Genomic DNA, 25,978 nt, shown 5'->3' on the forward strand with positions numbered 1-25,978 from the left:
GCCATGGCCAATCAGATCCACAACTTTTCACCGCTGGACCCCACCTCCAACGAGCCCATCTATCGGCAGATCTACTGGCGATTCCGTGGTGCGATTGCTGACGGTTTGCTCGCACCCGGAGACCGGATTCCCGCAGCCCGGGCACTGGCCAAAGAACTCGGGTTGGCCCGGGGCACCATCGATACCGCGTATTCACTCTTGACTGCCGAGGGTTACATTCAGGCGCGCGGTCAGGCGGGCACGGTTGTGGCGCCGGGCATCAACGCCAGGGTGTCCTCATCCCCCACGGAACGAACCTTTGGTTCAGCCGCCAGCAACTCGATCAGGCACAAGGCGCAGGTGTTGCCCTTTCAAATGGCCCTGCCCGCGCTTGACGCGTTCCCCAGGAAGATCTGGGCGCAAATCGGCGCCCGATGCGTTCGCGCCACGCAGATCCAGGACATGGCCAATCCATCGGTCTATGGCCTGGAATCGTTACGCATCGCGATCGCCACTTACCTGCAAGTCGCACGGGGCATTACCTGCTCGCCGGCCCAGGTGTTCATCACTTCCGGGTACCGAAACTCATTGTCGCTGATCACGCACGCGCTCCTCAAACCGGGGGACCGCGTGCTGGTTGAAGACCCTGGTTACCTGCCCACCCGGCAGTTGCTGGAGCATCTGCAAATCGAAGTGGCCCCCGTTCCGGTCGACCAGGACGGCATGCAGGTCGCGCAAGGCCTGAACACAGGCGCGCGGGCCGCCGTCGTCACCCCGGCCCATCAAAGCCCGCTGTGCGTGTCGTTGTCGTTGCCGCGCCGCCTGGAGCTGCTGGAGTGGGCGAGCCGGGAACACGCCTGGATTGTCGAAGACGATTACGACGGCGAGTACCGCTACATCAGCCGACCGCTGCCCGCGCTCAAAAGCCTCGATCGCGAAGGTCGCGTGCTTTATTGCGGCACGTTCAGCAAGGTGCTGTTTCCTGGCATCCGCCTGGCCTACGTGGTGGTTCCTGAAGCCCAGGTCGAACAATTCGAACACGTCAGCGAGACGTTCCTCGACGGCTGCCCGGAACTTACCCAGGCGATCGTCGCCACGTTTGTGACCGAGGGTCATTTTGCCCGGCATATCCAGCGCATGCGAAAGCTCTACGGCGAACGCCGGGAGGACACCGTGCGCGGGCTCAAGAAAGCCTTGGGCGAACACATCCGCATCGATGCCCAGCCGGGTGGCATGCACCTGATTCTGCGACTGACGCAACCCCAGTCCGACCGCTCGCTGGTCGAGCGTCTGCAACACGCGGGGATTTACGCAGAAGCCCTGTCGGACTGGAGCATCTGCGGCCCGACAAGCTCCGCGCTGCTGCTCGGATTCGCCAACATTCAGTCGCAGGACAGCGCCGAACAACTGGGCAAACGCATTCTCGAATTGTTGTAAACGCATCGGATGGCCCATTCCAATCGCCCGTTCTTGGCTCTTTTGCGCCCGGCCAGGAAAACGCAGGATGAGGCGCCCTCCCTCTCTGCGGTAAACATTCGATGCCGACACCTTCCCCACTTCGCAGCATTGCCGTGTTCTCTGGTTCCAACTACGGCTTTAACCCCGATTACCTTGAAGGTGCCCAAGCGTTGGGTCGGGAAATCGCCAAACGCGGCCTGCAACTGGTCTATGGCGGCACCGACAAGGGCTTGATGGGGGTCATGGCCGATACAGTCCTCGCCGAGGGCGGTGAAGTCGTCGGCATCATTACGCGCCTGCTTTTCGACCTTGGGCATCTGCATCCAGGGCTGACCCGCCATGAAGTGACGCCAGACATGCGCAGCCGCAAAACCCGCATGAGTGACTTGGCGGATGCATTCATTGCACTGCCCGGTGGACTGGGGACGTTTGAAGAATTGTTTGAAGTCGCGACACTGACCCAACTGGGTGAACATCACAAAGGCGTTGCCTGCCTGAACATCGGCGACTTTTTCAACCCGGTGCGCGGCCTGCTCAACCACGCGGTGAGCGAAGGTTTCATGAAGAGTGAACACAGCGAGATGCTGATCTTCAACACCGATCCGTCGGCGCTGATCGATGCGCTTGAGCAGTGGCAAGCACCGACGGTGACGAAATGGATCAACTCCCTACCGTCAGCCGAAGTACGTGACCTGCCTCGACCTGGTCAAGGACCAGGCCAAGGACCTCAAGACGCAGATCAACACCCAGTGGATCTAACCGACGGCCGCTGATCGGGCGACCGCTCCGGCAGCGGCTGACCCGATGATGCCGGTGGCCTGAAGACCCAACCTGAACCTGGCGCCCGCGACAACATCGCGGGCGTCTTCGTTTTTGCACCGTAAAGCCTACTGCCAGACTTGAATCAGCCAGACACTGGCAGTCATGGTTTAAGATCCGTTTGAAGTGTTCTCCGGACAAAAACTTCATGCGCTTAAACCTGAAGGTTCGTATGCCCTCCTCGCCACCATTCCCGGTTCAGCGCCACCGCCTGCCAGCCCGTTCGTGGCTGCGATCGCTGCTGTTGCTGAGCGTTATCGTTCCAGGCATCGCCAGTGCCGAGCCCAGACCCGAAAACATGGTCTACCTGCGCACGATTGATCCAACCATCGAGCAGGACATCCGCTACGCCAGCGCCCACAACTTCACCGGACACTCGCTCGACGGTTACGCCGCTGCCGAGTGCATGCTGTCGCTGGACACCGCCCAGGCCCTCGCCCGGGTGCAACAGGCACTTCAAAAGCAAGGCTATGGCTTGAAAGTGTTCGATTGCTATCGACCCAGCCGTGCGGTGGCCGACATGGGCCGCTTCGCGACTGAGCCGGGAGACCCGCGCAAGGCCGAGTTCTATCCACGCGTGGACAAGCAGGACTTCTGGCGGCTGGGTTACGTGGCGCGGGTGTCGAATCACTCCAGAGGCTCAACCGTGGACCTGACACTGACTGGCCCCAAGGCACTGCCCGCCGCCACTTGGTCACCCTCGGCCGTGCAAGTCGATTGCACTGCGCCTTATGCCCAGCGTTGGCACGACGGCGCACTCGACATGGGCACCGGGTACGATTGCTTCGATGAACGCGCGCATACCGCCAACCCGGCCATCAACGCGACCGCAAAGGAAAACCGTCAGCACCTCAGCAGCGCCATGGAAAAAGAGGGATTTTCCGGGTATTCGAAAGAGTGGTGGCACTTCACTTTCGGTGGAGAGGGAGCGCCGAAGAACGTGATGGATTTTCCCATTACGCCACTGAGTGCCAACGAAGTGCTGGGCACCAGTCGCCAATTGATTGTGGTCACCACAAAAAACTGGGATGACATTCAGGGCATCGCCCAGCGCTATGAACGTGTTGAAGGAAGCTTTCGAAAAGTCGGTGACGAGTTTGCGGTGGTGGTTGGCAAGAACGGAATGGCTTGGGGTAAGGGGTTGGGCAACATTGAGCCCAATGAAGGACCGGTCAAACGTGAAGGCGATGGGAAAGCACCTGCCGGGATCTTCAAACTCGGGACTGCGTTTGGCTACGACACGACGGCTGACACAAAGCTGCCTTACCTCTCGCTGACATCGACCACCGAGTGCGTGGATGACAGCGAATCCCAACGCTACAACGAACTGGTCGACGGCGCGGCGATAGCCAAGGACTGGAACAGTTCCGAGCAGATGCGCAAAGAGGCTGGGTATCGCAAAGGGATCTTTATCGAACACAACACGCCGGCGTCACCGGGTTCAGGTTCGTGCATCTTTTTCCATATCTGGCGCGGGCCTGCCTCACCTACGTTGGGGTGTACGGCGATGGATCAGGGGGATATTTCACGGTTGTTCGAGTGGCTGGATCCGCGTGAGTCTCCGGTGTTGGTGCAGATGCCTGAGGGGGAATATGAGCAATGGCGCGAGCGGTGGAAGTTGCCGCTGCGTTGATGGAACAGGTGAATCGAGTGCTGGATAACCACGTTCAAGCGGGGTAATCAGGGGGCCCTGTACCTGCCCTGTGGCGAGGGGATTTATCCCCGTTCGGCTGCGCAGCAGTCGTAAAAACTGAGCGCACGGTCTATCTGATGCACCGCGTTGTCTGAATTCACGACTGCTTCGCAGCCGAACGGGGATAAATCCCCTCGCCACAGGGCAGCTGTTGCATGAACGTTGGTCTTTAATGGTGTTCGCCGGGCCTTGGTCAGCCCTGCTTCAAATCGAGGCAGTAGGTGTAGTAACCCGGGTCGCGCACGTAACCCAACGACTCATACAACCGCTGAGCGCCGAAATTATCAGTGGCGGTTTCCAACACCATGCCCTTGGCGCCGGTCGACAGCGCAAAGGCTCGGGCAGCGTTCATCAGCATCCTCCCCACGCCCTGCCCTCGGGCCTCGGGGGCGGTGAACAGGTCGCTGAGCAGCCAGGTCCGGTGGGCGTCGATGGAGGAAAACGTCGGGTACAACTGGACGAAACCCAGAGCATCACCGGAAGGGTCCGATGCGAAAAAGATCACGGACTCATCCCGGGCGATGCGTTCAGCGATGAAATCCCGGGATTGCAGCAGGTTCGAGGGCTGGCCGTAGAAGCCTCGATAAGCGTCGAAGAGGCTGGCGATTGTGTCGATGTGCGTTGCGTCGACGCGCAAGACTTGGACGGCCATGCCAGGGGTCTCCGTAGGGGTTACTTGGGTTGCGCCACCGTGCGCAAATAAGGTTTCACCGTCTTGAAACCATCCGGGTACTTCTTCTTCGCGTCCTCGTCAGAGACGGAAGTCGGAATGATCACGTCCTCACCCGGACGCCAGTTCACCGGCGTGGCAACGGTGTGCTTGGCGTTCAATTGCAGCGCATCGAGCAGACGCAATACCTCATCAAAGTTACGCCCGGCACTCATCGGGTAGATGAGCATCGCCTTGACCTTTTTGTCCGGCCCGATGATGAACACGGAACGCACCGTGGCATTGTCCACGGCAGTGCGTGCGCCGCCGCTGGCATTTGGATGGATCATGTCGTAGAGCTTGGCCACCACCAGGTTTTCATCGCCGATCATGGGGTAGTTGACCGCATGCCCCTGGGTTTCTTCGATGTCTTTGGCCCAACTTGCGTGATTACTGACGGGGTCGACGCTGAGCCCGACCACCTTGGTGTTGCGTTTGTCGAACTCCGGCTTGAGCCCTGCCATGTAACCGAGCTCAGTGGTGCACACCGGGGTGAAGTCCTTGGGATGCGAGAACAGAATCGCCCACTTGTCGCCGATCCACTCATGGAAATGCAGCGTGCCCTCGGTGCTTTCGACGGTAAAGTCCGGTGCTTCGTCGCCAATGCGGATGGTCATGATCGTTCTCCTGACTGTGAGTTCGTAGGGAAGCCGTCGGAACGCGAGTGGCTGTTCCAACGGCGTTCGGGATCTGTGTTGAACCTGTCAACGCGGATCAGTATAGGAGACGCTCCAAGACCTGCCGGTGACCGGAGCACTCACTTTGTAAGTCCTTGATTCAAGCCTCCGAACGGTGCTCAGGCAACACCGCCAGCGCTGATGTCCTCGCCAGCAGGTAGTAGAGAATGCCCGGCACCACCAGCCCGACGATCCAGGAAATATCCACACCGCCGAGCTGCGCGACCATCGGTCCGGAGTAGAAATGCGTGTCGACGAAAGGCAACTGGATCAACACACCCACGACATACACGCTGATCCCGCGCACGTTCCAGCGACCATAACGACCCGCCGGATCGGACAGCGCCGCAATGTCGTAGCGCTCTTTGTTCATGAAGTAGTAATCCACCAGGTTGATCGCGCTCCACGGCGTGAAGAAGGTCAGCAGAAACAGGATGAAGTACTTGAACGAGTTGAGGAACGAATACTGCCCGAGCAGCGCCAACGTGGTGGAGGCCGCGACAATCACCAGCACAAACACCATGCGCTGCCGGGCGGTGATCTCGAGACGGCTGCGGAAACCACTGATGATCGTCGCCACGCACATGAAGCTTCCATAAGCATTGAGCGTCGACACCGTGACCTTGCCGAACACCACGCTCAGGTACAGCAGCGAAGCCATCACCCCGGTACTGCCCAGGCCGACGATGGTCGCCACCTCATGACCGCGGAAATTCGCGCCAGCCAAGGCTGCGGCGAACACGCCCAGTACCATGGACGCCTGGGCGCCAAGCACCGTGCCCAGGCCCACGGCCGTGAAGGTCTTCCAGGACGAGGTTTTGCTCGGCAAGTAGCGTGAGTAGTCGGCCACATAAGGGCCAAAGGCGATTTGCCAGGACGCGGACAGCGACACGGCCAGCAGGAACGTGCTCCAGCCGAAATGACGGTTTTCCAGCAACAGACCGATATCGTTGAGCGTCATCAGCCGGGTAAACAGGTAGGCGAAGGCAATGATGCCCAGCACGCTGGCCACCCGTCCGACCAAGTGGATGACCCGATAGCCGAAGATCGTCAGAAACGCGATGCAGGCGGCGAAAATCAGGATGCCGGCGCTGTCGCTGACATGAATCAACTGGGCAATGGCCTGCCCCGACAGTACCGCGCCGGTGGCGCTGAAGCCGAGGTACATCAGGCACACCAGGACAATCGGGATGGCCGCCCCATAGACCCCGAACTGCACACGACTGGAGATCATTTGCGGCAGCCCGAGTTTGGGCCCCTGAGCAGCGTGCAAGGCAACGACCGCACCGCCGAGCACCTGGCCGATCAGTAAGCCGATGAGTGACCAGAACACGTCACCGCCCAGCACCACGGCGAGCGCGCCGGTGACGATGGCCGTGATTTGCAGGTTGGCGCCTAGCCACAGGGTGAACTGGCTGTAGAGGCTGCCATGACGCTCGGCCTCGGGGATGTAATCGATCGAACGGGTCTCGATCAGGGGACTTCGTTGTGGGGTCATTACGGTGTTCTCTTGTTATTGGTAGACGGCAATGTCCGGCGGTTAAACGCGATCCCCATGTGGGAGGGAGCCTTTGTGGCGAGGGGCTTGTCGGAATGCCGCATCACCCCGTTGGGTCGCGAAGCGGCCCCAAAAAAGGGACTGCTGCGCAGTCCAACGGGGTGATGCGGCATTCCGACAAGCCCCCTCGCCACAAAGGCTCACTCCTACAGGGATTGGGCAGGCAGTTGTTCTTACTGTTGTTTAGTCATGGCGACTTGGGCCGGTTGCGGTTGAAGCCCCACAAACGGCGCCTTCGCCCACACGACCTTGCCGCCAACCATGGTCAGCAGCACGTTATTGCGCGCTAATTCATCCTCAGGCACCTGCATGAAGTTCTTGTCGAGGACGATCAGGTCGGCGAATTTGCCCACTTCCACCGAGCCCACAACAGCGTCCAGTTTCAGCTGCTCGGCAGCGTTGATGGTGATGGTGCGCAGCACGTCCGTGCGTGACAGCGCCGGGTCGGCATTCAGCCTGCCGGCGTACTTGGGGCCGTAGCTGTGGGGATTTTGCGGGTCGCCTGAGCGGGTGACACCGATCTTCAGAGCGAGGAACTCGTCGAGCGGGTCGACGGGCCAGTCGCTGCCATACGCCACGCGGCCGCCGGCACGAGCGATGCTGCCCGATGGCTCCATGCGGGCAAAACGCTGGGCGCCCAGATGATCGTTGGTGCCATCGACCGTGGACGGCGCCTGCTGGGCCCACTGGAAGGACATGTTGGCGGTCACGTCGAGTGCCTTGAAGCGTGGATAGTCGGCAGGGTCCACGGACTCATTGTGCGTGATGGCCGGGCGAAAACCATTGCCGGGCAATTGCTGGCGCACGTATTCGATGCTGTTCAGTGAGTCACGCACCGCACGGTCCCCGGTGGCGTGAAGGTGCGGGTCGAGGCCGGCCTGCACGGCTTGCAACAGCAGCGGCTTGAGCACTTGCGGCGGGAAGTACAGCTCACCGACGTTGGTGCCGGGTGTCCATTTCGGTGCTGCATCGGTTCCGGCATTGCGCAGGTACGGTGTCAGCATTGCGCCCGTGTCCGCCGGCGCATTGATGATGCCGTCCATGAACAATTTGACGTGGCGCATGCTCACGCCCGGCGCGGGTTGGGCTTCGCCCTGGTCGTAAGTCGTGGCCAATGCCTTGGCGTCGGCGATGGTTTTTGTCGGGTCTGCCGCGGCGGCGGCCGGGTCCAGTTTGATCGCCAGCAACGCCCGGGCCGTCAGCTCGCCCGACTGCTGCAGGCGGGTGAACGCCTTGCCACTTTCCGGCCCTGACAAGGCATCGAAGAAACTGGTGATGCCTTGTTGGCGCATCGCGTCGAGCGCGGCCCGGGTCTGGTTGAGTTTCTCTGCATCGGTGGCGGGCGGCACCACGGCGGCCATGGCATCGGCCGCGCCGTCTTCGCAGATACCGGTCGGGTTGCCGGCGCTGTCGCGCACGTATTTGCCATCGCTCGGATTGGCGGTGTGTTTCTTGATGCCGGCCACTGCCAGGCCGCGGGAGTTGGTCAGCACGGTATGGAAGTCGGTGGAACGGACCTGAATCGGGCGCTGGGTCTTGAGTGCGTCCAGCGTCGATTTGTCCGGGTCGCCGTCGAGTCCGTCCATGCCCATGCGGTCCCAGCTGCCCACTTCAAGCCAGACATCGGGGCCCTTGTCCTTGTCGGCGTCCAGACACGCTTGAATGGTTTCCTGGAACACTTTGCGCGTCATTGTCTGGTATTTCAGGTCGCACAAGGTCATGGCGCGGCCACCGTCCCCCGGGTGCATGTGCGCATCGATGAAGCCCGGCATCAGCATGCGTCCGGCCAGATCGATCAGTTGGGTCTGCTTGCCGATATACGAGGAAACCCCTTCGTCGCTGCCGACATAGACGATCTTCCCGCCCGTCACGGCAATCGCCTGCTGCACGGAGTTCTGGCCATCGACGGTGTAGACGTAGCCGTTGCGCATCACCATGTCAGCGGGCGTCGAGCCCTGGGTCTGACACCCCACCAGCGCCATGGAAGAAAGTGCCGTAGTGGTCGCAACCGCGATAAACAGCCTGGAAAATTTCAACTGCCTCACCTCTGTTCTTATAGTTTTTGAAGTGGCCCGGGCAGACTGCCGTGCAAGCCCCTGATATGCAGGGCATACCCTATAGAGCGCGGCCGCCTGCGGGACCTCCACAAATGAGGAGGGGCAACACAAATAGCCCAGCAACAATTTCCTCTGGTAGGAGCGGGCCTTGTGGCGAGGGGATTTATCCCCGTTCGGCTGCGAAGCAGTCGTAGACGCGGTTTAACTTTGAAATGCCCGGGCCGCTTCGCAGCCCAACGGGGATAAATCCCCTCGCCACAAGCTCGCTCCCACAGGGGATGAGCATTTAGTTAGGAAGATTGGGGGAGTTAATCGCGGCGCGTGGCGTCTCGCAGGACGGAACCCAGTTCTACCTTGCTTTTCACGCCAAGCTGCAAGTAACAGTTGCGCAGATAAGTGCGCACTGTCGCCGGGCTCAAGGTCAGGATCTTTGCAATTTCTTTATAGGAATGACCGGCGGCAAACAGCATCGCCGCCGTCCGCTCCCGTGGTGCGAGCACTGCCGCGCGTGACTGCGCTTCGAGCGACAGAATCACATGCTCCGCGTTCGGACTCAGTGTCAGCGCACAGCGGCCCAGACGCATTACACACGGCGCTTTTTGCAGTTGCGTAATCACCTCGGCCGGTAGCATCGAACCGCTCCACCCGGGCAACTCACGCTGAATGGCGGCGCACAGGCTTGCGCCGATGTACAGCAGACTGCCGTCCATGCGCGCCACGCCGAAGTCGGTCGCGCCGTTGCCGGTGTCGATGCGGATCATGTCTTGCACCTGGAACCGCCACAGCTGCAACAGGTGGTCGCAGAAAGCCGAAAACAACGCGGCCTCGCTGTCGTTGAACGTCGCAGCCTCCATGCCACGGTAGAGGCAGACGAAGAACATCAGGCCGCTCTCGGGCAACTCGAAGGTGATGCACATCGGGTGGTAGAGGTCGTGGCGCCGAGCGAAGGCGTCCACGGCTTCATCGGGGTCGGTAAACCCGCTGTCGCGCACGACCGCACCGGGTTGACTCAACGTGTCATGGGAGAATTTGTCGCGGCCCGCGCTCATGTGCCATTCGGCGGCAAACGATTCGGGCAGGTTGATGCGCCCGTGCATCCAGCTCTTAGGCGGTGCGTTGCCGGCTGACGCGGACATCTCGCCCCACCACGCCGACGCAAAGGGCACCAGTTGGCTGAACGCTTGCAGGCCTTCAGCGATGAACTGCGAGGCGCCGCGATCCCGGGCAAGCCGCCCCAGGTCGAGCACGCAACGATTGAACGCTTTCAGCGTTGCCATCGACGGCGTTGCGCCGACCTCGTCACCCTCCTCCATCGTCCTGATCCTGTTCGCTGTACGACGTATTTTTTCGACGATGGCATAGGCCGAGTCATGGCGTCCAGCGAGCGGCTCAGGTTGTACAGCTGTTTGCCAATAGTCGCCTCAATCAACCCTCAGTTCACACACAGAAACTCTGTGAGTGAACTGACCCGGCTCGCTTCCTTGTTTGGCCCTACATCTCCACCTGAGTCCCCAGTTCAATCACCCTGTTTAGTGGCAATCTGAAATATTTCAGGTTGCTGTTGGCATTCTTCAGCAGGAACGCGAACAGACTTTCTCGCCAGCGCGCCATACCCATGCGCTTGGTGGGGATCACCGTCTCCCGGCTGAGGAAATAGGTGGTGCGCATCGGGCTGAAATCCAGCTCATTCAAGTGACAAAGACTTAAGGCCATAGGTACATCGGGCTCCTCCATGAAACCGAAGTGCAGACTGACCCGGAAGAACCCTTCGCCATAAGCTTCAACCTCAAAGCGTCGATCAGCACTTACCCGAGGGCTGTCTTCGGACACTACAGTGAGCAATACCACCTGCTCGTGCAAAACCTGGTTATGCAGCAAGTTATGCAAGAGCGCATGCGGGACAGCATCGGCCCTGGCCGTCAGAAAAACCGCTGTACCTTGCACGCGATGTGGAGGTTGCGAACGGATACTGCTGATGAACAACGGCAGAGGCAGTGCGGTCTCGTCCAGCCGCTCGACGATGATTTTTCGCCCGCGCTTCCAGGTGGTCATCAAGATGAACAGGCCAATGCCGGCGATCACCGGAAACGCACCGCCCTGAAAAATCTTCGGCGCATTGGCGGCGAAGTACAGGCCGTCGACCAGCAGAAAGCCGAGCAGCATCGGGATGGCCAGCCAGCGCGGCGTTTTCCAGAGGAGCAGCACGACCGCCGAAGACAGAATGGTGGTGATCAACATGGTGCCCGTCACCGCGACCCCATAGGCAGCGGCCAAGGCACTGGACGACTCGAAGCCGATCACCAGCAGCACAACACCGACCATCAGCGCCCAGTTGACCGTGCCGATGTAAATCTGCCCCTGTTCCTGGCTGGAGGTGTGCTGGATAAACATCCGAGGGACGTACCCTAACTGGATGGCCTGGCGCGTCAGGGAGAAAGCGCCAGAAATCACGGCTTGAGAAGCGATGATGGTCGCCAGTGTGGACAGCGCGACCATCGGCAGCAGCGCCCAGCTCGGCGCGAGCAGATAGAACGGATTGCGCACAGCCTCCGGGTTCTCCAGGATCAGCGCACCCTGGCCAAAATAATTGAGTACCAACCCTGGCAACACCAGAATGAACCAGGCACGGGAAATCGGTTTGCGACCAAAGTGGCCCATGTCGGCATACAGCGCTTCAGCACCGGTCAGTGCCAACACGACAGCGCCCAAAATCGCTACACCCATGCCCGGATGAACCACGAAAAATTGCACGGCCCAAGCGGGGTTAAGCGCTTGCAGGACTTCGGGGCGCTGCAAAATACCGTAGACACCGAGTGCGCCCAACACCACAAACCACAGCACCATGACAGGGCCGAACAGGATGCCGATTCGAGCCGTGCCATGTTTCTGTATCAAGAACAGCGCCACCAACACGATCACTGACAAGGGCACGACCCAGTGCTCTATCCCGTCAAACGCCAGCTGAAGTCCTTCAACCGCAGAGAGCACCGAGATGGCGGGGGTGATCATGCTGTCCCCGTAAAAAAGTGCCGCACCGAACAGGCCGAGCAACACCAGGACCTTGCTCATGTGCGGATAAGGTGCGGCCGCACGACGGGCCAAGGCCGTCAACGCCATAATGCCGCCTTCACCCTGGTTGTTGGCACGCAGGATGAACAGTACGTATTTGATCGAGACGACCCAGATCAGTGACCAAAAGATCAACGACAGAATACCGAGAACGCCGTCGTGGTTTACCTGGACGCCGTAGTGGCCGGAAAATACTTCTTTGAGCGTGTAGAGGGGGCTGGTGCCAATGTCCCCGTAAACCACCCCGACAGCGGCGACGAGCAAGCCCACTCCAGAGGTTTTGGATGGGGAGTCTTCGTGTGCAACGGTTGCTGTCTCACTCAAGGGTCGCTTCTCTCAAATTGCGGGGAGGAAGTGCATCCCATCCTTGGGCAATACAGTTTGCCAGCGCCATTGGAAAAACAAGGCGCATGGACGATCAAAAAAATCGCGCCCAGTATCGTTGCGGGCAAAAACACCGTTCGTAAAGAAAGCGTAAAAACTTTTACGGCAGCCCGGTAATCCGGGGGCTGCAGTTCGAGACGTCGGTACGTGTCGGGCTCTCTTCTTCGCCATTTTTGCCTCCTCGCGAGAAAACTTGCGCTCAGCAACATTCAGCTAAGCTTAGAGCAGCTAATTGCACACGATGCTCGCGTCTGCAGGTTTCGGGTTGTTCTGGAGAGCGTCTGCAACAGCTATTTCAGACAGGCCCAACCATTTCACGCAGGACTACGTGATGACCGAGCCCCTCCTCAGTTTTGATCAACTCAAGCGTGCTGCCGCCTCCGGCGAGATTGATACTGTTCTTGTTTGCATGGTCGATATGCAGGGCCGACTGGTCGGCAAGCGATTCCAGGTCGAGTTTTTCATCGACAGCGGCCATGAAGAAACCCACTGCTGCAACTACCTGCTGGCCGACGACATCGACATGGAACCCGTGCCGGGTTACGCCGCCGCCAGTTGGAGCAAAGGCTATGGCGACTTTGTCCTCAAGCCTGACATGTCGACGTTGCGAAGGGTGCCCTGGCTCGAATGCACGGCGCTGGTGCTGTGTGATGTGCTCGATCATCACCATCGACGCGACCTGCCGCACAGCCCGCGGGCAATTCTGAAAAAACAGATCGAGCGACTGCGCGAACGCGGCTACACCGGCATGTTCGCCTCGGAACTTGAGTTCTATCTGTTCGACGAAAGCTACGAGGCCATCCACGAGCGCAACTACCACAAGCCAAAAACCGCCGGCCACTACATCGAGGATTACAACATCCTCCAGACCACCCGCGAGGAACCAGTGCTGCGGGCGATTCGCAAGCATCTGCAAGCCTCCGGCATTCCCGTGGAAAACTCCAAGGGTGAATGGGGCCCGGGGCAGGAAGAGATCAACATTCGTTACGCCGACGCGCTGACCATGGCCGACCACCACGTCATCATCAAGCACGCTTGCAAAGAGATCGCGCAGCTGCAAGGCAAGGCGATCACGTTCATGGCCAAGTGGCGCTATGACGCCGCCGGCTCCAGCAGCCATATCCACAATTCGCTGTGGGACAAAAACGCGAAGAAGCCGCTTTTTTTCGACGCCAAGGCTGAGTTCGGCATGTCGAAACTCATGCGCGCCTGGGTGGCCGGGCAGCTCAAATATGCCAACGACATCACCTGCTTTCTCGCGCCCTATATCAATTCCTATAAACGCTTTCAGGCCGGCACCTTTGCGCCGACCCGGGCGGTCTGGAGCCGGGACAATCGCACCGCCGGCTTTCGTCTGTGCGCAGAAAGCAGCAAATCCATCCGCATCGAATGCCGCATCGGCGGCGCCGACCTCAACCCTTATCTGGCCTTCGCCGCGTTGATCGCCGCGGGCCTGGCCGGTATCGACGAAAAGCTCACCCTCACCCCGCCCTTTGAAGGCGATGCCTACGTCGACGAACACTTGCCTGAAGTGTCGAAGACCTTGCGCGAAGCCTGCGCCGCACTCCAAGGGTCGACGATGCTGCGCGAAGCGTTCGGTGATGAAGTGATCGACCACTACGTGCACACCGCCGAATGGGAGCAGAAAGAGTACGACCGGCGCATCACCGACTGGGAATTGCAGCGCGGTTTCGAGCGCTATTGAGACCGCCATCATGACTGCAACGATTCAACTCATCTCACCGGTCGATGGCCGGGTCTATGTCGAACGTCGCTGTGCCGATGAGACTCAACTCGAACAGGCCCTGACGGCGGCCGCAACCGCCCAGGCCCAATGGAAGCACTGGCCACTCAGCGAACGCGCCGCGTTTTGCACTGCTGCGGTGGACGCGATGCTGGCCATGAAGGACGAGATCGTCCCGGAACTGGCCTGGCAAATGGGCCGCCCAGTGCGCTTTGGCGCGGGAGAACTGCGCGGCTTCGAAGAGCGCGCCCGGCACATGATTGCTATTGCGCCTGAAGCGTTGGCAGCCGTTGAGCCTACACCTGTCGCCGGTTTTCGACGGCATATCAAACGTGAGCCGCTCGGTACGGTGCTGGTCATCGCACCGTGGAATTACCCTTATCTGACGGCCGTGAATACGATCATTCCAGCGCTGATGGCCGGCAACAGCGTCCTCCTCAAACACGCCTCGCAAACACTGCTGGTGGGTGAACGGTTCGCCGAGGCGTTTCGCCGCGCCCATCTGCCCGACGGCCTGTTCCAGAACCTGCTGCTCGATCATCACCAGACCGGCGAAATCATCGCCTCCGGCCGCGTGCACCAGGTGAACTTCACCGGTTCGGTCAACGCCGGCAAGGCCATGGAAACCGCCGCCACGGGCCGTTTCCTCGGCCTGGGCCTGGAACTCGGCGGCAAAGACCCGGCCTACGTCCGCGCGGACGCCAACCTCGACCACGCGGTGGAAAACCTGGTGGACGGCAGCTTCTTCAACTCCGGGCAAAGCTGCTGCGCCGTGGAGCGAATCTATGTCGATGAAAAAATCTACCCGGCGTTTGTCGAGCGTTTCGTCGCACTGACGAATCAATACATGCTGGGAAATCCACTGGATGAAGCCACCACCCTCGGCCCGCTGGTGAACCCGGGCGCCGCTGAATTCGTGCGCGGGCAGATCGCCGATGCGCTGGCCAAGGGCGCAAAGGCCCTGATCGATCCGAAGGCCTTTCCCGCCGATGCGCCGGGCAGCGCCTACCTCGCGCCGCAGGTGCTGGTCGACGTCAATCATCAAATGTCGGTGATGCGCGAAGAAAGCTTTGGTCCGGTGGTCGGCATCATGCCGGTGACCGGCGATGACGAAGCCATTGCCTTGATGAACGACAGCGAGTTCGGGCTCAGCGCTTCCATCTGGACCCAGGACCTTTCCGCCGCCGAATTCCTGGGCAATGAGATCGACACCGGCACCGTGTTCATGAACCGCTGCGATTACCTCGACCCGGCCCTGGCCTGGACCGGGGTGAAGAACAGCGGGCGCGGCGTGACGCTGTCGCGCCTGGGTTACGAGCATCTAACCCGAGCAAAATCCTTCCATTTGCGCCACGAGATCTGAGCCATGAGCCTGACCGGGAACTGGAACTACCCCACGAGCATTCGCTTCGGTGTCGGCCGCATCAGCGAGCTGGCCGAGGTCTGTCGCAGCCAGGGTATCCATCGACCGTTGCTGGTCACCGACAGCGGCCTCGCGCGCGCCCCGATCACCACGGCGGCGCTGGACTCCTTGCGTGCTGCCGGCCTTGGCGTCGCGCTGTTCTGCGACCTGAAACCCAATCCGGTCGAAGCCAACCTCGCCGGCGGGCTCGATGCCTGGCGCACCGGCAAACACGATGGCGTGGTCGCCTTCGGTGGTGGCAGTGGCCTGGACATGGGCAAGCTCATTGCCTTCATGAGCGGCCAGACCCGGCCAGTCTGGGATTTCGAAGACATCGGCGACTACTGGACACGCGCCGATGAAAGCCAGATCGCCCCGGTCATCGCGGTGCCGACGACCGCAGGCACGGGTTCGGAAGTCGGCCGCGCGGCGGTGATCATCGACGAGCGCACCCACACCAAACGCATCATCTTCCACCCGAAAATGATGCCCCGCGTGGTCATCAGCGACCCGGCCCTGACCGTTGGCATGCCGGCAAAAGTCACCGCCGGCACGGGCATGGATGCCTTGGCGCACTGCCTGGAAGCCTACTGCGCACCCGGTTTTCACCCCATGGCCGATGGCATCGCAGTGGAAGGCATGCGCCTGGTGGCCAACGCCCTGGTGCGGGCCGTCCACACCCCTTCCGACCTTGACGCGCGTGCGCAAATGCTCGCCGCCGCCGCGATGGGCGCCACCGCATTCCAGAAAGGCCTGGGCGGCATGCATGCCCTTTCGCACCCGGTCGGCGCGCTGTACGACACCCATCACGGCATGACCAACGCCACCTTCATGCCCTACGTCTTGCAATTCAATCGCCCGGCCATCGAAGAACGCATCACGCGCCTGGCCGCTTATCTGCGTCTGCCATCGCCCGGCTTCGACAGCTTCCTGGCCTTCATCCTGAAGCTGCGCAAAGACATCGGCGTGCCGCACACGCTGGAGGACCTGGGCGTGGATGATCGGCAAGCTGATCTGATTGCGGACATGGCAATCGTCGACCCCTCTGCCGGCGGCAACCCGCTGCCATTGACCCGGGAAGGCGCGGCAAACATTTTCGCGGCGGCGTATCACGGCCGTATTTAGAGCAGTTGTCTGTCCATGCATGGACAGGTTGCACCGGTTGGAAAAGGAGCAGTACGACAAGGGGTTGAAAGCCAGCCCATCCGGGACCCGGATGGATGCGTATCAAAACCTGAAGGGGCACACAACATGAATCCAGCAAGTCAGCCCGGCACAAGCGCGCCGCACGACGATGACGTCAAGGTGCTGCACAGCATGGGCTACGCCCAGCAGCTCTCGCGACGCATGGGCGTTTTCTCCAACTTTGCCATTTCCTTTTCGATCATCTGCATCCTCTCGGGTGGCATCAACTCACTCGCCCAAGGCACCTCGGGCGCGGGCGGCGCGGCCATCGGCATCGGCTGGCCAATCGGGTGCCTGATCTCCGGGGTCTTCGCCATGGCCATGGCGCAGATCTCCTCAGCCTACCCCACCGCTGGCGGCCTCTATCACTGGGGGTCGATTCTCGGTAACCGCTTCACCGGGTGGCTGACGGCCTGGTTCAACCTGCTGGGTCTGGTGACCGTGCTCGGCGCGATCAACGTCGGCACCTACTACTTCTTTTTCGGCGCCTTCGGACCGGCACTGGGCATGGAAGACACCATCACGACGCGGATGATTTTCCTGGCGATCCTCACCGGCCTGCAAGCCTTGTGTAACCACCTGGGCATCGGCCTGACCGCGAAGCTCACCGACTTCTCGGGCTACCTGATCTTCGCCACGGCACTGGCGCTGACCATCGTCTGCCTGATCTCGGCACCCAGTTATGAGTTCGCCCGGTTATGGACCTTCGGCAACTACTCCGGCGAAGCGGGCGGCAGCGTCTGGCCACAGGTGTCGAACGGCTGGATCTTCATGCTCGGCCTGCTCTTGCCGATCTACACCATCACCGGTTATGACGCCTCCGCGCACACCTCCGAAGAAACCCGCAATGCCGCCATGTCCGTGCCGCGTGGCATGGTGATGTCGGTGGTCTGGTCGTTGCTGTTCGGCTGGGTCATGCTCTGCTCGTTTGTGCTGATGCTGCCGAGCATGGACGAAGCGGCGAAGCATGGCTGGGCCGTGTTCTTCTGGGCGATGGACACGCAAGTGAACCCGACAGTAAAAACGGCGCTGTACGTGGCCATTTTCATCTCGCAATTCCTTTGCGGACTGGCGACCGTAACCTCGGTGTCACGCATGATCTTCGCCTTCTCCCGTGACGGCGGCCTGCCCTTCTCCAAAGCGCTGGCCTCAGTCTCACCGACCCTGCGCAGCCCGGTGGCGGCCATCTGGACCGGCGCCACCCTCGCGGTGTTGTTTGTCTGGGGATCGTCGGTGATCTCGGTCGGTGAAACGCCGGTCTATACGATCGTGGTCTCCTGCACGGTGATCTTCCTGTTCTTCTCTTTCATCATTCCCATCGTGCTCGGCCTGTTTGCCTACGGGACGTCGAAGTGGCCGACCATGGGGCCGTGGAACATGGGGCGCTTCTGGTACACCGTGTTCGCCCTGCTCTCAGTCCTCTCGATGGTGATCATATTCATCATCGGCATCCAGCCACCGAACGATTGGGCGCTGTACATCACCATCGGCTTTCTGGTGCTGACGGCGATTGTCTGGTTCGGTTTCGAAGCCCGACGTTTCCAGGGGCCGCCGATAGGCGACGTGATCATCAAGCGTCAGGCTGAAATTGCTGCAGCGGAAGAGGCGCTAAACAAACGCGCCGGAGGCTGACACCACCGGCATAAAAAAACGGGACGCCAAGCGTCCCGTTTTTACGAACACAAATAGAACAAACAACAAACAACCTGTGGCGAGGGAGCTCGCTCCCGCTGGCCTGCGCAGCAGGCCCATCTGTTAGGCCCGCTCCGCTATCCAGCAGAAGCAAGCCCCCTCGCCAAATAACAGCGACTACTTAGACGGCTCAACCCTATCCAACACCCGGTTCGCCGTAATCTCCGCAACCATGATGCTGTTTGAAATGCCCAACAAGGCATAACGCGACTCCCCCTCCAAATGATCCACCAACTGATGGACCATCACATCCACCGACGCCAGCGTCTCGACCAGAAAAACCGCCAGGGTTTCGGCCGTGGCGTCTGGGTCCACGGAGAACAGCTTGCTGGAGGTACGCGGGGTGGCTTTGATGTCGGCGTTTGATGGGAAGTGGAAGTCGAGAGCGCGTTCGGCGGCGTCGTTGAGTTTTTTTGAATCGGGTTCGTAGGGGGAAACTGGATCGGTGTCTGGTGGGTTTGGTGTGGCCTTAAACATATTTCTGTCTCCATATGGAGCCATCACCGAACGCTGCTAAACGTAAGGTGGCAGCTGTGTGCAGGTTAGCAGACCGGCGGAGACGAAATCCGGCGCGCCCGAGGGCGCCCTGCGCACAGCTACCATAAAGTGCAGGCATGAAATGACCCGACTGTCTGGATGCAGATACGCTTCGTCACGACGGGCTGCTAAACCCGATCACTGAAGGGCAGTGACACGAACCAAGTTACCGAGCGGCCCAAAAGCGCACAAGCCGGCGGATTCTGGTGCAGTCGTAGGCAACGGCGCAAGGTTTTGTAGCTTTCAGGACGTAACGTTCAGGGTGTTTAAACATGCGCCCTCAAGAGTTGTTGAAAAAGCTGATGCGCGTTTCCTACAGGCGGTGAAAGCTTCGAAAACACCTACGAAGCTTCTGGCGTATTTTCAAGGGTGACCGACACAATTGTGTCAGCAATATAGTCTCTTGAATCAGTCTGCTATCGGCCAAAAGCGGACGTCCGCCCTTAGCACTGCCTCTGGTCACTGGAAGGGCGCGATCAATTCGTATACCTAACCATTGATCGACACCAATAGCCGAAGAGTAGTAGCATCCTGCCTCTATTTCGTAGAGCGCCATGATGGATTAGCTCTAAATTCGGAGGGAGGTGGATGGAAATTTGTTGGTCGTGGCCCATACTCGCAGCTGTAATACTGATAGTGCTCAAGCAAGTCTTCCGCCTATATATTTTCCACAAACCTGATAGAGTAGATTATTTAAAGGCCGTTGCTTCTCTTCCGCTGGACGTCTCTTTTCTCATAGTTAGCTTATTTGTGAAGGCCGTCATGGAACCAGAGCATGGCGCCCAAATACTCGTTGTGTTTCTGCTAATTTATTTAATATTCAGCATAATTTCCACTGTGCTATGGCGCGTTTGTGATGGTTCTGTATTGACGAAATTGGGTGCTCATTATTATTGGGCCTTCCCAATGAACTTATCCATAAGTTCCGTCATGTTTTATCTCGCACTACAACATGTGAAGTGAGGAAAACTTATGTGGGAAGATTTTAGAATCCCTTTGTACATATTCATAACTATGAATGTTTTTGGTTTTTTGATAGTCCTAGGATTCAGGCATTATTTGAAGTTCAAGGAGCGCCTGCTTGAGATTGAAATCATAAAAATGGACGATTTTCGCTCCCACATGGAGCGGCAATCTCTTGAATTAAATAAAAATTTTGCGTCATCCGAGCTTCGCTGGCGTGAAGTAAATCACCTTGTGCTATCAGGGCAAGAGGATGACCGAAATATTTACAGCAAATCGAGATATATGCAGCAGCCGTCGTCATTTCTGATCTCGCATGGAGTTGACGTTGAGAATATTACCGATAGCAGCAATCTTGTCTTCATGCTTACACCATTTCACTCTGATTATTACGCGGATTATACTGTGGTAGTTGAGGCTGCTAATGCGCTAGGGCTTGAGGTTCAAAGGGGTGATGAAAAAGCCTCAGGCGGGGATATATTTAATCAAATACTGAAAGCAATTGTCAGCGCTAGAGTTGTCGTTGCCAACATAACTGGCAGAAATCCTAATGTATTTTACGAATTAGGAATCGCACACGCCCTAAACAAACCGGTCATTCTTATATGTGAGCAAGGAAATGACGTGCCATTTGACCTTCAATCAAAAAGAATCGTTTTTTTTGATACTGCCGAAGAGTTGAAGGGGGGCATAACTAAAGCTCTTGGCCAAGCTTTGGCTTTTACAAAGTAATTTTTCTGGCACTGTAAGATTTGAATAAAAGCTACTGGAGATATAAATAATTTCAAGTTACTAACAATCCGGGGGCGGGGCGATTTCTTTCCGAAAGCCCCCCCCGTATTTAACGATTATTTATCTAGAAATCGCTAATTGAGTCATACTGCCCGCAATACTCGAAAGCACATCACTTTCACGCATGCCGCTGAGCTCTATGCATAATCTGTCTAAAGTACGCTCCCAGTAATATCCGTTCCGAGGATTGAATAAGCCGACTTTAGAGAAATTTAATTCTCCCTTCGTAAATGCCAAGCTGGAATATATTAATAGCTGCTTAATATCACTAACCCTGAAACCTCTGTCTCCGGCTTTAATTTCATAAAGACAGTCTTTATATATTAGGTCACCCTCGCATGCAGATACCACTCCACAGCCAGAAAAGCTTGGCCTAATATGGAAGCTATTATTGTCTGGGAACGATAGCATTAAGTTACGAGCCATCCCAAACACCTCTTGCTTGCATGTGTTATCAAGATGCAATGCAATAGAATTTTCGTCGCCTGTGATTCTTAGTATGTATTTGGCAACGCTTTCGATACAGTCTTCCGCGACTGATAGTATGACTTCGCTCCTAGGTAGCAAGCCCTCAAGTCTGGCACGGCTGAAAGTTTCAAATGCAAGTTCATTCAGAAATCCTCTCAAGCTTATAGGCGCTACATTGTCTATCGGTAAAACCTGACGAACAATCCTTAAGTTTTCTCGGCGCCAGTAAGTATCGGCAAGAGGGATGATTTCGTGCCATAGCGATGTGAAGCTGGAAGAGAATTTCTGTTCAGATATCATACTGGCACCCTCCAGCCCTGAGGGTTTTTCTGCTTTGCATCTGCAGCCCAAGTCAGTATAAGCTTTTCAAAGTCATTCAATTCATGCTTTACAGAGTCGCGCCAATGTCGCCCCTCATCTTCAAGTATATAAGAGCTTATCAACATGGCTCTACGTTCCCAAACCGTTAACGTAGCATAACTCTTTCGACAGTTTGACACCCAGTGATCTGCGCCTCTATGCGCCATCATGAGTATGATATCCTTCTTTATCATCATGCTTAGAGGTTGCTTGTAAAGCAAAGACAGCAGTCTTTCTGACTCTTCGGAAAAGTCAGCAGATAGAACTCTTAACGTATAGGATAAATTTGTTGGTACTTGTATTATGTAAGACCCAGAAGAAACAAGACCCCTTAGCTTCAAAAAAAGCTCATTCTTTACGCTCGAGTCTAGAGTGTCAATTAGGCCGCGACACAAAAGCATTACCGCTGGATATATGGGGTACAAAAGATCCAGACTATTTATAAGAGATTTAACAGCATCATTTTGTACTGCTGGTTTCAAATGCTTTAGCGCGGATATCAGTCTCCTGGACAGCCCTTCATCAATACGACTCTTAGAGAGCTCCCGACCAAGCATCCCGACAATGTCAAACTTTGATAGTTCAGCCTTGAGTTTCTCGTAATCGCTTTCAGCGGTTTGAGAGTATGGATCGAAGTAGACGCGGAGACGTCTAAACGCTCGCTCTTCCGAATCGCGCTCAGCTTCGTGTTCCTCGGGCGCAGAAAATTCAGAGGTTGACAAGAATTCTTTTGATGTCATGATCCTAGTTTTTGTTTTTTGCAGTGACAAACCTTCATTAGTCAAGAGCAAGTCATTTAGTGAAATCAGCGCAGAGTATGCTTCTTCCTTGTTTTTTGCAAAGATAACAAAATCATCTACAAAACGACAAAAAGTAATGGATTCACTTACAAGAAGCCGATCAACCCGATTTAGCAAAATCTCACTGAGGATCCTTGCAGCAGCTCCACCTACTGGCAAGCCATATGAAACATTATCAGATATAGATTGTAGTATCGTCATAATACGATTAATTATATCTCCATTGCTAGTAGCCTTCTTAAGGGCATTTTCTAAGCGATGATGATATATTCTTGGGTAGAAGTCAGATATGTCGCATCGAAGTACATAACTATTATTTTGGGCATGCGCGATCGATGCATGTTGAAAGCTCTGCCAGCCAATTTCTTTATCAAATAAGGAGCCTGTCGTCGTGTCTGGTTTAAATCTATAAGAAAAAACTATGTCCGAGCTTAATCTTTTGCTCTCGATCTGCTCTGCTATCGTTAGCACTAAAGCAAGCAAATATACGTTCCAAATTGGATCGATCTGTGTGCCCCATCTGAATCCACTATATCCGACCACTGACAAGTTTTTTGATGTCAGGATGGGGATGTTTTTTACCGCCACATCAAAATCCTTATCGATGCTTTCCAGAACGGCGATAACACCATCTGCTTTGTCATTAAATATGTGATTTTCTATGGGGTAAGGAAATATATCGGTATCGCCAAATTTGGCAACATTCTTAACCGCCAACCTAAAAGTATCTTTCTTAATTATTGGCACACTCTTCTCCATGAGTTTGTTGTTAAATAATAATGTGGATTGAATACTTTGCGATTCTTAGACTTGAGCGCCGCGTTTTCAATAAAAACTCCTTTCTCGCAGTGGAAAAGTTAGCGCTTTTGCCTTTGGCTTGGTACAAGAGCCTGTCTTATGTTCTTAGCATAGGATGGGGTATTATTCCAATTACTTAATTGTAAATGCCAAGCGATTGATGTGTTCCTACATGCAGGATTGAAGATATCAGTGTTAACAGACACTGTGACCCACCAGTTTGAGCCGTAATCAACCACCGGGCTGAACGTCCACTATTGGCCGTTTTCTGTCCTTCGTAACAGGCAGAAAATCGGCCAGAAGCAGTTTGGCGGTCAGGCAGCCCCCCAACCACGGCATCTAGTAACCGAAACAGAATCGACCTACCGCCTCACTCCTCAACACACCCATACAACCCCAACCGCCGATCCCGATACAAATCATTACGCGCACTAATCCGCTTATTCCGCGCCTCAGCAAGGTTAAGTGTCGCCAACAAAATCTGCTCCCCCCCCTGCTCCGCCGGCCCGGCCAATGGGTAACCATCCGCATCAACAATCACCGAACCCTGCACCCAACCAACCCCGCGTTCATGCCCATGCCGATCACACGCGGCAATGAACATCCGGTTCACCGAAGCATTAGCCTGAACCCGCACCACCTCGGCCGGGCGCTCGGTCGGAGGCCTCGGCCCATCGGGCCAGTTGACGGGAGCGCAGAGCAACTCCGCGCCGGCCAGCGCCGGCAGGCGCACCCATTCAGGAAACTCCAGGTCGTAGCAAATCAGCATGCCGATCCGCCCGTGCACCGTCTCGACCACCGGCGGCGCGTCGTTGCCGGGGCTGAAGATTTCGCTTTCCGCGTCCCACAGGTGTGCCTTGCGATACACGGCGCGCAGGCCCTGGGCATCGATCATCGCCGCGCTGTTGGCCAGTTCATCGCCTTGCAATCGCTCGCAGAATCCGCCCACGACAACGAGGTTCAATTCTTTCGCCAGCGCCGTCCACAGGCGCAGGGTTGGCCCGTCGGCTGTTTCGGACAAGGACAACGCTTCGTCACGGTCAGCAAACAGGTAGCCGCTCTGCACCAGTTCGGGCAGTACCACCACTTGAGCCCCCTGCAACGCCGCCGAGCGAATCGCCCGTTCTGTCAGGGTCCGGTTGTAAGCGAGGTCGCCTATTTTCGGTGCCACCTGGCAGCAGGCGACCACGGTATTTTTTGCGTTGTTCAACGTCCCTCCTCCACTGGCTGATGAGCCATGGAAACAATGTCGCTCTCGGTAATTGAGTCGATGATCCGGCGTTCGTATTCAAGGTCGATCGAACGGCTGAGAAGGTAGTACGTCAGGCCCGACACCACCAGGCCCACCAGCCAGGCGATGTCCACACCTTCGAGCATGCGCGCCAGCGGGCCGACGAACACTTCTTTACCGGCGGCGGCATCGAAGATGTAGAAGAACGGCACCATCGCGGCAAAACCGATCAGGTACGAGACGATCCCTCGAAATTGCCAGGCGCCGTAAATGCCCTTCGGCGTGAAGAAGTGCGGGATCGCGTAGCGGCCTTTGCGCACGAAAAAGTAGTCGACCAGATTGACTGCGGTCCAGGGCACGAGGAAGTACAACAGCAACACAAGAAAGGTGTTCAACAGCGCGATGCCGTCGCCTTTGATCGACAGCACGCAGGTCAACAGGATGAGGCTGATCGCGGAGATGGACGTCACCCGGGCGCGGGGTGTCGGCGTGATCTTTTTGATCGAGTCGACGCCCGTCAATAACGTCAGCATGGCGCTGTAGGTGTTGAGCGCGATGATCGGCAGGAAGCCCAACACCGAGACGATGACCAGCACGTTGCCCAGGCCCGGGATCATCGACGATCCGACCTGGTTCAGCGCCACCAGCGCATCCGCCGCTTTCAACTGCTGCGCGAGCCAGGCGCCGAGGCCGATCATCCAGCCGCCCGACAACGATGCGCCGATGAAGATGGCGGCGATCAGTTTTGGCCGGCTGGTGTTTTTCGGCAGGTAACGGGAATAGTCGGAGACATAGGGCGCGTAGGAAATGTTGTAGCTCGCGCCGATGGCAAACAGCGTGGCGAACGCGACCCAACTGAAGCCCAGATCGGTCGCTGGTGCGACGCCCTCTTGGCCGGCGCCGAACATCAGGGCGATGGTGACCAGCGCATACAGCGGCAAGGTCGCCAGCAACGCCCATTTGAAGGCTTTGTGCATCAGGTCGTGGCCGTAAATCGACAGCAGCGCGCCGATCAGCACCACAACGATGGCGACAATGGTCGGGTCGATGCCGAAGACGTGTTCGAGGCCGTTCATGATCAGCGAGATGTTCACCACGTTGAAGCCGACGAACACAAACATCGTCGCCATCAAGGCCAGGATCACTCCGCGATATCCGAACTGGGCGCGCGACTGGATCATTTGCGGGAGCCCCATTTCGGGGCCTTGCGAACCGTGGAAGGCCATGAAAATGGTGCCAAACATGATGCCGAGCGCACCGGCAAGCATCGTCCACAGCGCCGACAAGCCGAGGCTTGGGCCGACAAAACCGATGGAGATGGTGAAGAAGTGGAAGTTGCCCAAAAACCAGAAAGGGCCCTGGCTGCTGAGCTTGGCGTGACGTTCGTTTTCCGGAATGTAATCGATCGAGTGGCCTTCGATGGCCAACCCGCCACTCGCCTCGAGGGCGTGCGCAGAATGAGGAGACCCTGACATACGATTGTTCCTATGCAGTTGATTGTTGTTTTTATGGGCAGAGCGCCGGTTTCATTGCAATGTAGGGCCTGAGGCAGGGCTGTAAAATATCGCAGGCACACTGTTCACATAGATCTGCGTCTATGTGA

The 25,978-nt window shown here is 57.4% G+C and carries 18 protein-coding genes and 2 pseudogenes; 9 read left to right on the forward strand and 11 right to left on the reverse strand.

All coding sequences use genetic code 11. From position 1 onward, the window contains the following. Positions 1-3: 3 nt before the first annotated feature. The 4 genes and pseudogenes from ACIQV9_RS18230 (at position 4) to ACIQV9_RS18245 (ending at position 3,889) form a co-directional block, all read left to right on the forward strand. Positions 4-1,416, forward strand: coding sequence for a PLP-dependent aminotransferase family protein (locus tag ACIQV9_RS18230; protein WP_403104193.1), 1,413 nt, complete (start codon positions 4-6; stop codon positions 1,414-1,416). Between the two features lie 101 nt (positions 1,417-1,517). Then, positions 1,518-2,111, forward strand: a pseudogene (locus ACIQV9_RS18235) (TIGR00730 family Rossman fold protein); the annotation flags it as partial. Continuing rightward, a pseudogene (locus tag ACIQV9_RS18240) lies at positions 2,101-2,259 on the forward strand (NAD(P)/FAD-dependent oxidoreductase); the annotation flags it as partial. The pseudogenes ACIQV9_RS18235 and ACIQV9_RS18240, both read left to right, overlap by 11 nt. A gap of 145 nt (positions 2,260-2,404) precedes the next feature. After that, complete coding sequence (locus ACIQV9_RS18245) at positions 2,405-3,889, forward strand: M15 family metallopeptidase (protein WP_403104196.1); 1,485 nt, start codon at positions 2,405-2,407, stop codon at positions 3,887-3,889. A 253-nt stretch (positions 3,890-4,142) separates the two neighbouring features. Here ACIQV9_RS18245 and ACIQV9_RS18250 read toward each other — a convergent pair whose 3' ends face one another. The 6 genes from ACIQV9_RS18250 to ACIQV9_RS18275 all read right to left on the reverse strand — a co-directional run bounded on the left by ACIQV9_RS18250 (position 4,143) and on the right by ACIQV9_RS18275 (position 12,343). After that, positions 4,143-4,601 (reverse strand): GNAT family N-acetyltransferase, encoded by a 459-nt coding sequence (locus ACIQV9_RS18250; RefSeq protein ID WP_403104199.1) that lies wholly within the window; start codon positions 4,599-4,601, stop codon positions 4,143-4,145. A gap of 20 nt (positions 4,602-4,621) precedes the next feature. Further along, complete coding sequence (locus ACIQV9_RS18255; RefSeq protein ID WP_403104202.1) at positions 4,622-5,275, reverse strand: peroxiredoxin; 654 nt, start codon at positions 5,273-5,275, stop codon at positions 4,622-4,624. A 160-nt stretch (positions 5,276-5,435) separates the two neighbouring features. Further along, positions 5,436-6,833, reverse strand: coding sequence for a purine-cytosine permease family protein (locus ACIQV9_RS18260; protein WP_403104205.1), 1,398 nt, complete (start codon positions 6,831-6,833; stop codon positions 5,436-5,438). A gap of 233 nt (positions 6,834-7,066) precedes the next feature. Beyond that, positions 7,067-8,929: an amidohydrolase gene (locus ACIQV9_RS18265; RefSeq protein WP_403104207.1), complete on the reverse strand. Its 1,863-nt coding sequence runs from the start codon at positions 8,927-8,929 to the stop codon at positions 7,067-7,069. Between the two features lie 329 nt (positions 8,930-9,258). Continuing rightward, on the reverse strand, positions 9,259-10,263 hold the full coding sequence (locus tag ACIQV9_RS18270) for a helix-turn-helix transcriptional regulator (protein ID WP_403104210.1): 1,005 nt from the start codon (positions 10,261-10,263) through the stop codon (positions 9,259-9,261). 178 nt (positions 10,264-10,441) lie between these two features. Further along, entirely contained in the window at positions 10,442-12,343 is a 1,902-nt protein-coding gene (locus ACIQV9_RS18275; protein WP_403104212.1) for a potassium transporter Kup, read from the reverse strand. A gap of 391 nt (positions 12,344-12,734) precedes the next feature. Between ACIQV9_RS18275 and ACIQV9_RS18280 the strand changes: the two genes are divergently transcribed. The 4 genes from ACIQV9_RS18280 (at position 12,735) to ACIQV9_RS18295 (ending at position 18,366) form a co-directional block, all read left to right on the forward strand. After that, positions 12,735-14,108 (forward strand): glutamine synthetase family protein, encoded by a 1,374-nt coding sequence (locus ACIQV9_RS18280; RefSeq protein ID WP_403104214.1) that lies wholly within the window; start codon positions 12,735-12,737, stop codon positions 14,106-14,108. A 10-nt stretch (positions 14,109-14,118) separates the two neighbouring features. Then, the gene (locus ACIQV9_RS18285; RefSeq protein WP_403104218.1) at positions 14,119-15,510 is read left to right on the forward strand and encodes an aldehyde dehydrogenase family protein; all 1,392 of its coding nucleotides are present in this window, start codon (positions 14,119-14,121) and stop codon (positions 15,508-15,510) included. Between the two features lie 3 nt (positions 15,511-15,513). Next, positions 15,514-16,674 (forward strand): iron-containing alcohol dehydrogenase, encoded by a 1,161-nt coding sequence (locus ACIQV9_RS18290; RefSeq protein WP_403104221.1) that lies wholly within the window; start codon positions 15,514-15,516, stop codon positions 16,672-16,674. A 126-nt stretch (positions 16,675-16,800) separates the two neighbouring features. Further along, positions 16,801-18,366 carry an amino acid permease gene (locus ACIQV9_RS18295; protein WP_403104224.1) on the forward strand — a complete coding sequence of 522 codons (1,566 nt, stop codon included), beginning with the start codon at positions 16,801-16,803 and terminating at the stop codon, positions 18,364-18,366. 177 nt (positions 18,367-18,543) lie between these two features. Here ACIQV9_RS18295 and ACIQV9_RS18300 read toward each other — a convergent pair whose 3' ends face one another. Next, complete coding sequence (locus ACIQV9_RS18300) at positions 18,544-18,903, reverse strand: DUF6124 family protein (protein WP_403104227.1); 360 nt, start codon at positions 18,901-18,903, stop codon at positions 18,544-18,546. Positions 18,904-19,935: 1,032 nt separating this feature from the next. Here ACIQV9_RS18300 and ACIQV9_RS18305 point away from each other — a divergent pair. Further along, entirely contained in the window at positions 19,936-20,658 is a 723-nt protein-coding gene (locus ACIQV9_RS18305) for a hypothetical protein (protein WP_403104229.1), read from the forward strand. Positions 20,659-20,778: 120 nt separating this feature from the next. On the opposite strand, the gene ACIQV9_RS18310 is transcribed toward ACIQV9_RS18305, so the two are convergent. The 4 genes from ACIQV9_RS18310 to ACIQV9_RS18325 form a co-directional block, all read right to left on the reverse strand. After that, positions 20,779-21,486, reverse strand: a complete 708-nt coding sequence (locus tag ACIQV9_RS18310) for a hypothetical protein (RefSeq protein WP_403104232.1) — start codon at positions 21,484-21,486, stop codon at positions 20,779-20,781. Next, positions 21,483-23,093 (reverse strand): RNA-directed DNA polymerase, encoded by a 1,611-nt coding sequence (locus tag ACIQV9_RS18315; RefSeq protein WP_403104234.1) that lies wholly within the window; start codon positions 23,091-23,093, stop codon positions 21,483-21,485. Before ACIQV9_RS18315 ends, ACIQV9_RS18310 begins: the two co-directional genes overlap by 4 nt. A 421-nt stretch (positions 23,094-23,514) precedes the next feature. Next, positions 23,515-24,354 carry a nitrilase family protein gene (locus ACIQV9_RS18320; RefSeq protein WP_403104236.1) on the reverse strand — a complete coding sequence of 280 codons (840 nt, stop codon included), beginning with the start codon at positions 24,352-24,354 and terminating at the stop codon, positions 23,515-23,517. Further along, entirely contained in the window at positions 24,351-25,850 is a 1,500-nt protein-coding gene (locus ACIQV9_RS18325; protein WP_403104238.1) for a purine-cytosine permease family protein, read from the reverse strand. Before ACIQV9_RS18325 ends, ACIQV9_RS18320 begins: the two co-directional genes overlap by 4 nt. Between the last annotated feature and the right edge of the window lie 128 nt (positions 25,851-25,978).

The sequence above is a fragment of the Pseudomonas sp. NPDC099000 genome (genome assembly GCF_044759925.1).
Taxonomy (GTDB): domain Bacteria; phylum Pseudomonadota; class Gammaproteobacteria; order Pseudomonadales; family Pseudomonadaceae; genus Aquipseudomonas.

What these genes read in the sequence shown, in the direction of transcription:
- ACIQV9_RS18230 (WP_403104193.1), top strand. Translation starts at nt 4, where the DNA reads ATGGCCAATCAGATCCACAACTTTTCACCGCTGGACCCCACCTCCAAC.
- ACIQV9_RS18245 (WP_403104196.1), top strand. Translation starts at nt 2,405, where the DNA reads ATGCGCTTAAACCTGAAGGTTCGTATGCCCTCCTCGCCACCATTCCCG.
- ACIQV9_RS18250 (WP_403104199.1), bottom strand. Translation starts at nt 4,601, where the DNA reads ATGGCCGTCCAAGTCTTGCGCGTCGACGCAACGCACATCGACACAATC.
- ACIQV9_RS18255 (WP_403104202.1), bottom strand. Translation starts at nt 5,275, where the DNA reads ATGACCATCCGCATTGGCGACGAAGCACCGGACTTTACCGTCGAAAGC.
- ACIQV9_RS18260 (WP_403104205.1), bottom strand. Translation starts at nt 6,833, where the DNA reads ATGACCCCACAACGAAGTCCCCTGATCGAGACCCGTTCGATCGATTAC.
- ACIQV9_RS18270 (WP_403104210.1), bottom strand. Translation starts at nt 10,263, where the DNA reads ATGGAGGAGGGTGACGAGGTCGGCGCAACGCCGTCGATGGCAACGCTG.
- ACIQV9_RS18280 (WP_403104214.1), top strand. Translation starts at nt 12,735, where the DNA reads ATGACCGAGCCCCTCCTCAGTTTTGATCAACTCAAGCGTGCTGCCGCC.
- ACIQV9_RS18285 (WP_403104218.1), top strand. Translation starts at nt 14,119, where the DNA reads ATGACTGCAACGATTCAACTCATCTCACCGGTCGATGGCCGGGTCTAT.
- ACIQV9_RS18290 (WP_403104221.1), top strand. Translation starts at nt 15,514, where the DNA reads ATGAGCCTGACCGGGAACTGGAACTACCCCACGAGCATTCGCTTCGGT.
- ACIQV9_RS18295 (WP_403104224.1), top strand. Translation starts at nt 16,801, where the DNA reads ATGAATCCAGCAAGTCAGCCCGGCACAAGCGCGCCGCACGACGATGAC.
- ACIQV9_RS18300 (WP_403104227.1), bottom strand. Translation starts at nt 18,903, where the DNA reads ATGTTTAAGGCCACACCAAACCCACCAGACACCGATCCAGTTTCCCCC.
- ACIQV9_RS18305 (WP_403104229.1), top strand. Translation starts at nt 19,936, where the DNA reads ATGTGGGAAGATTTTAGAATCCCTTTGTACATATTCATAACTATGAAT.
- ACIQV9_RS18310 (WP_403104232.1), bottom strand. Translation starts at nt 21,486, where the DNA reads ATGATATCTGAACAGAAATTCTCTTCCAGCTTCACATCGCTATGGCAC.
- ACIQV9_RS18325 (WP_403104238.1), bottom strand. Translation starts at nt 25,850, where the DNA reads ATGTCAGGGTCTCCTCATTCTGCGCACGCCCTCGAGGCGAGTGGCGGG.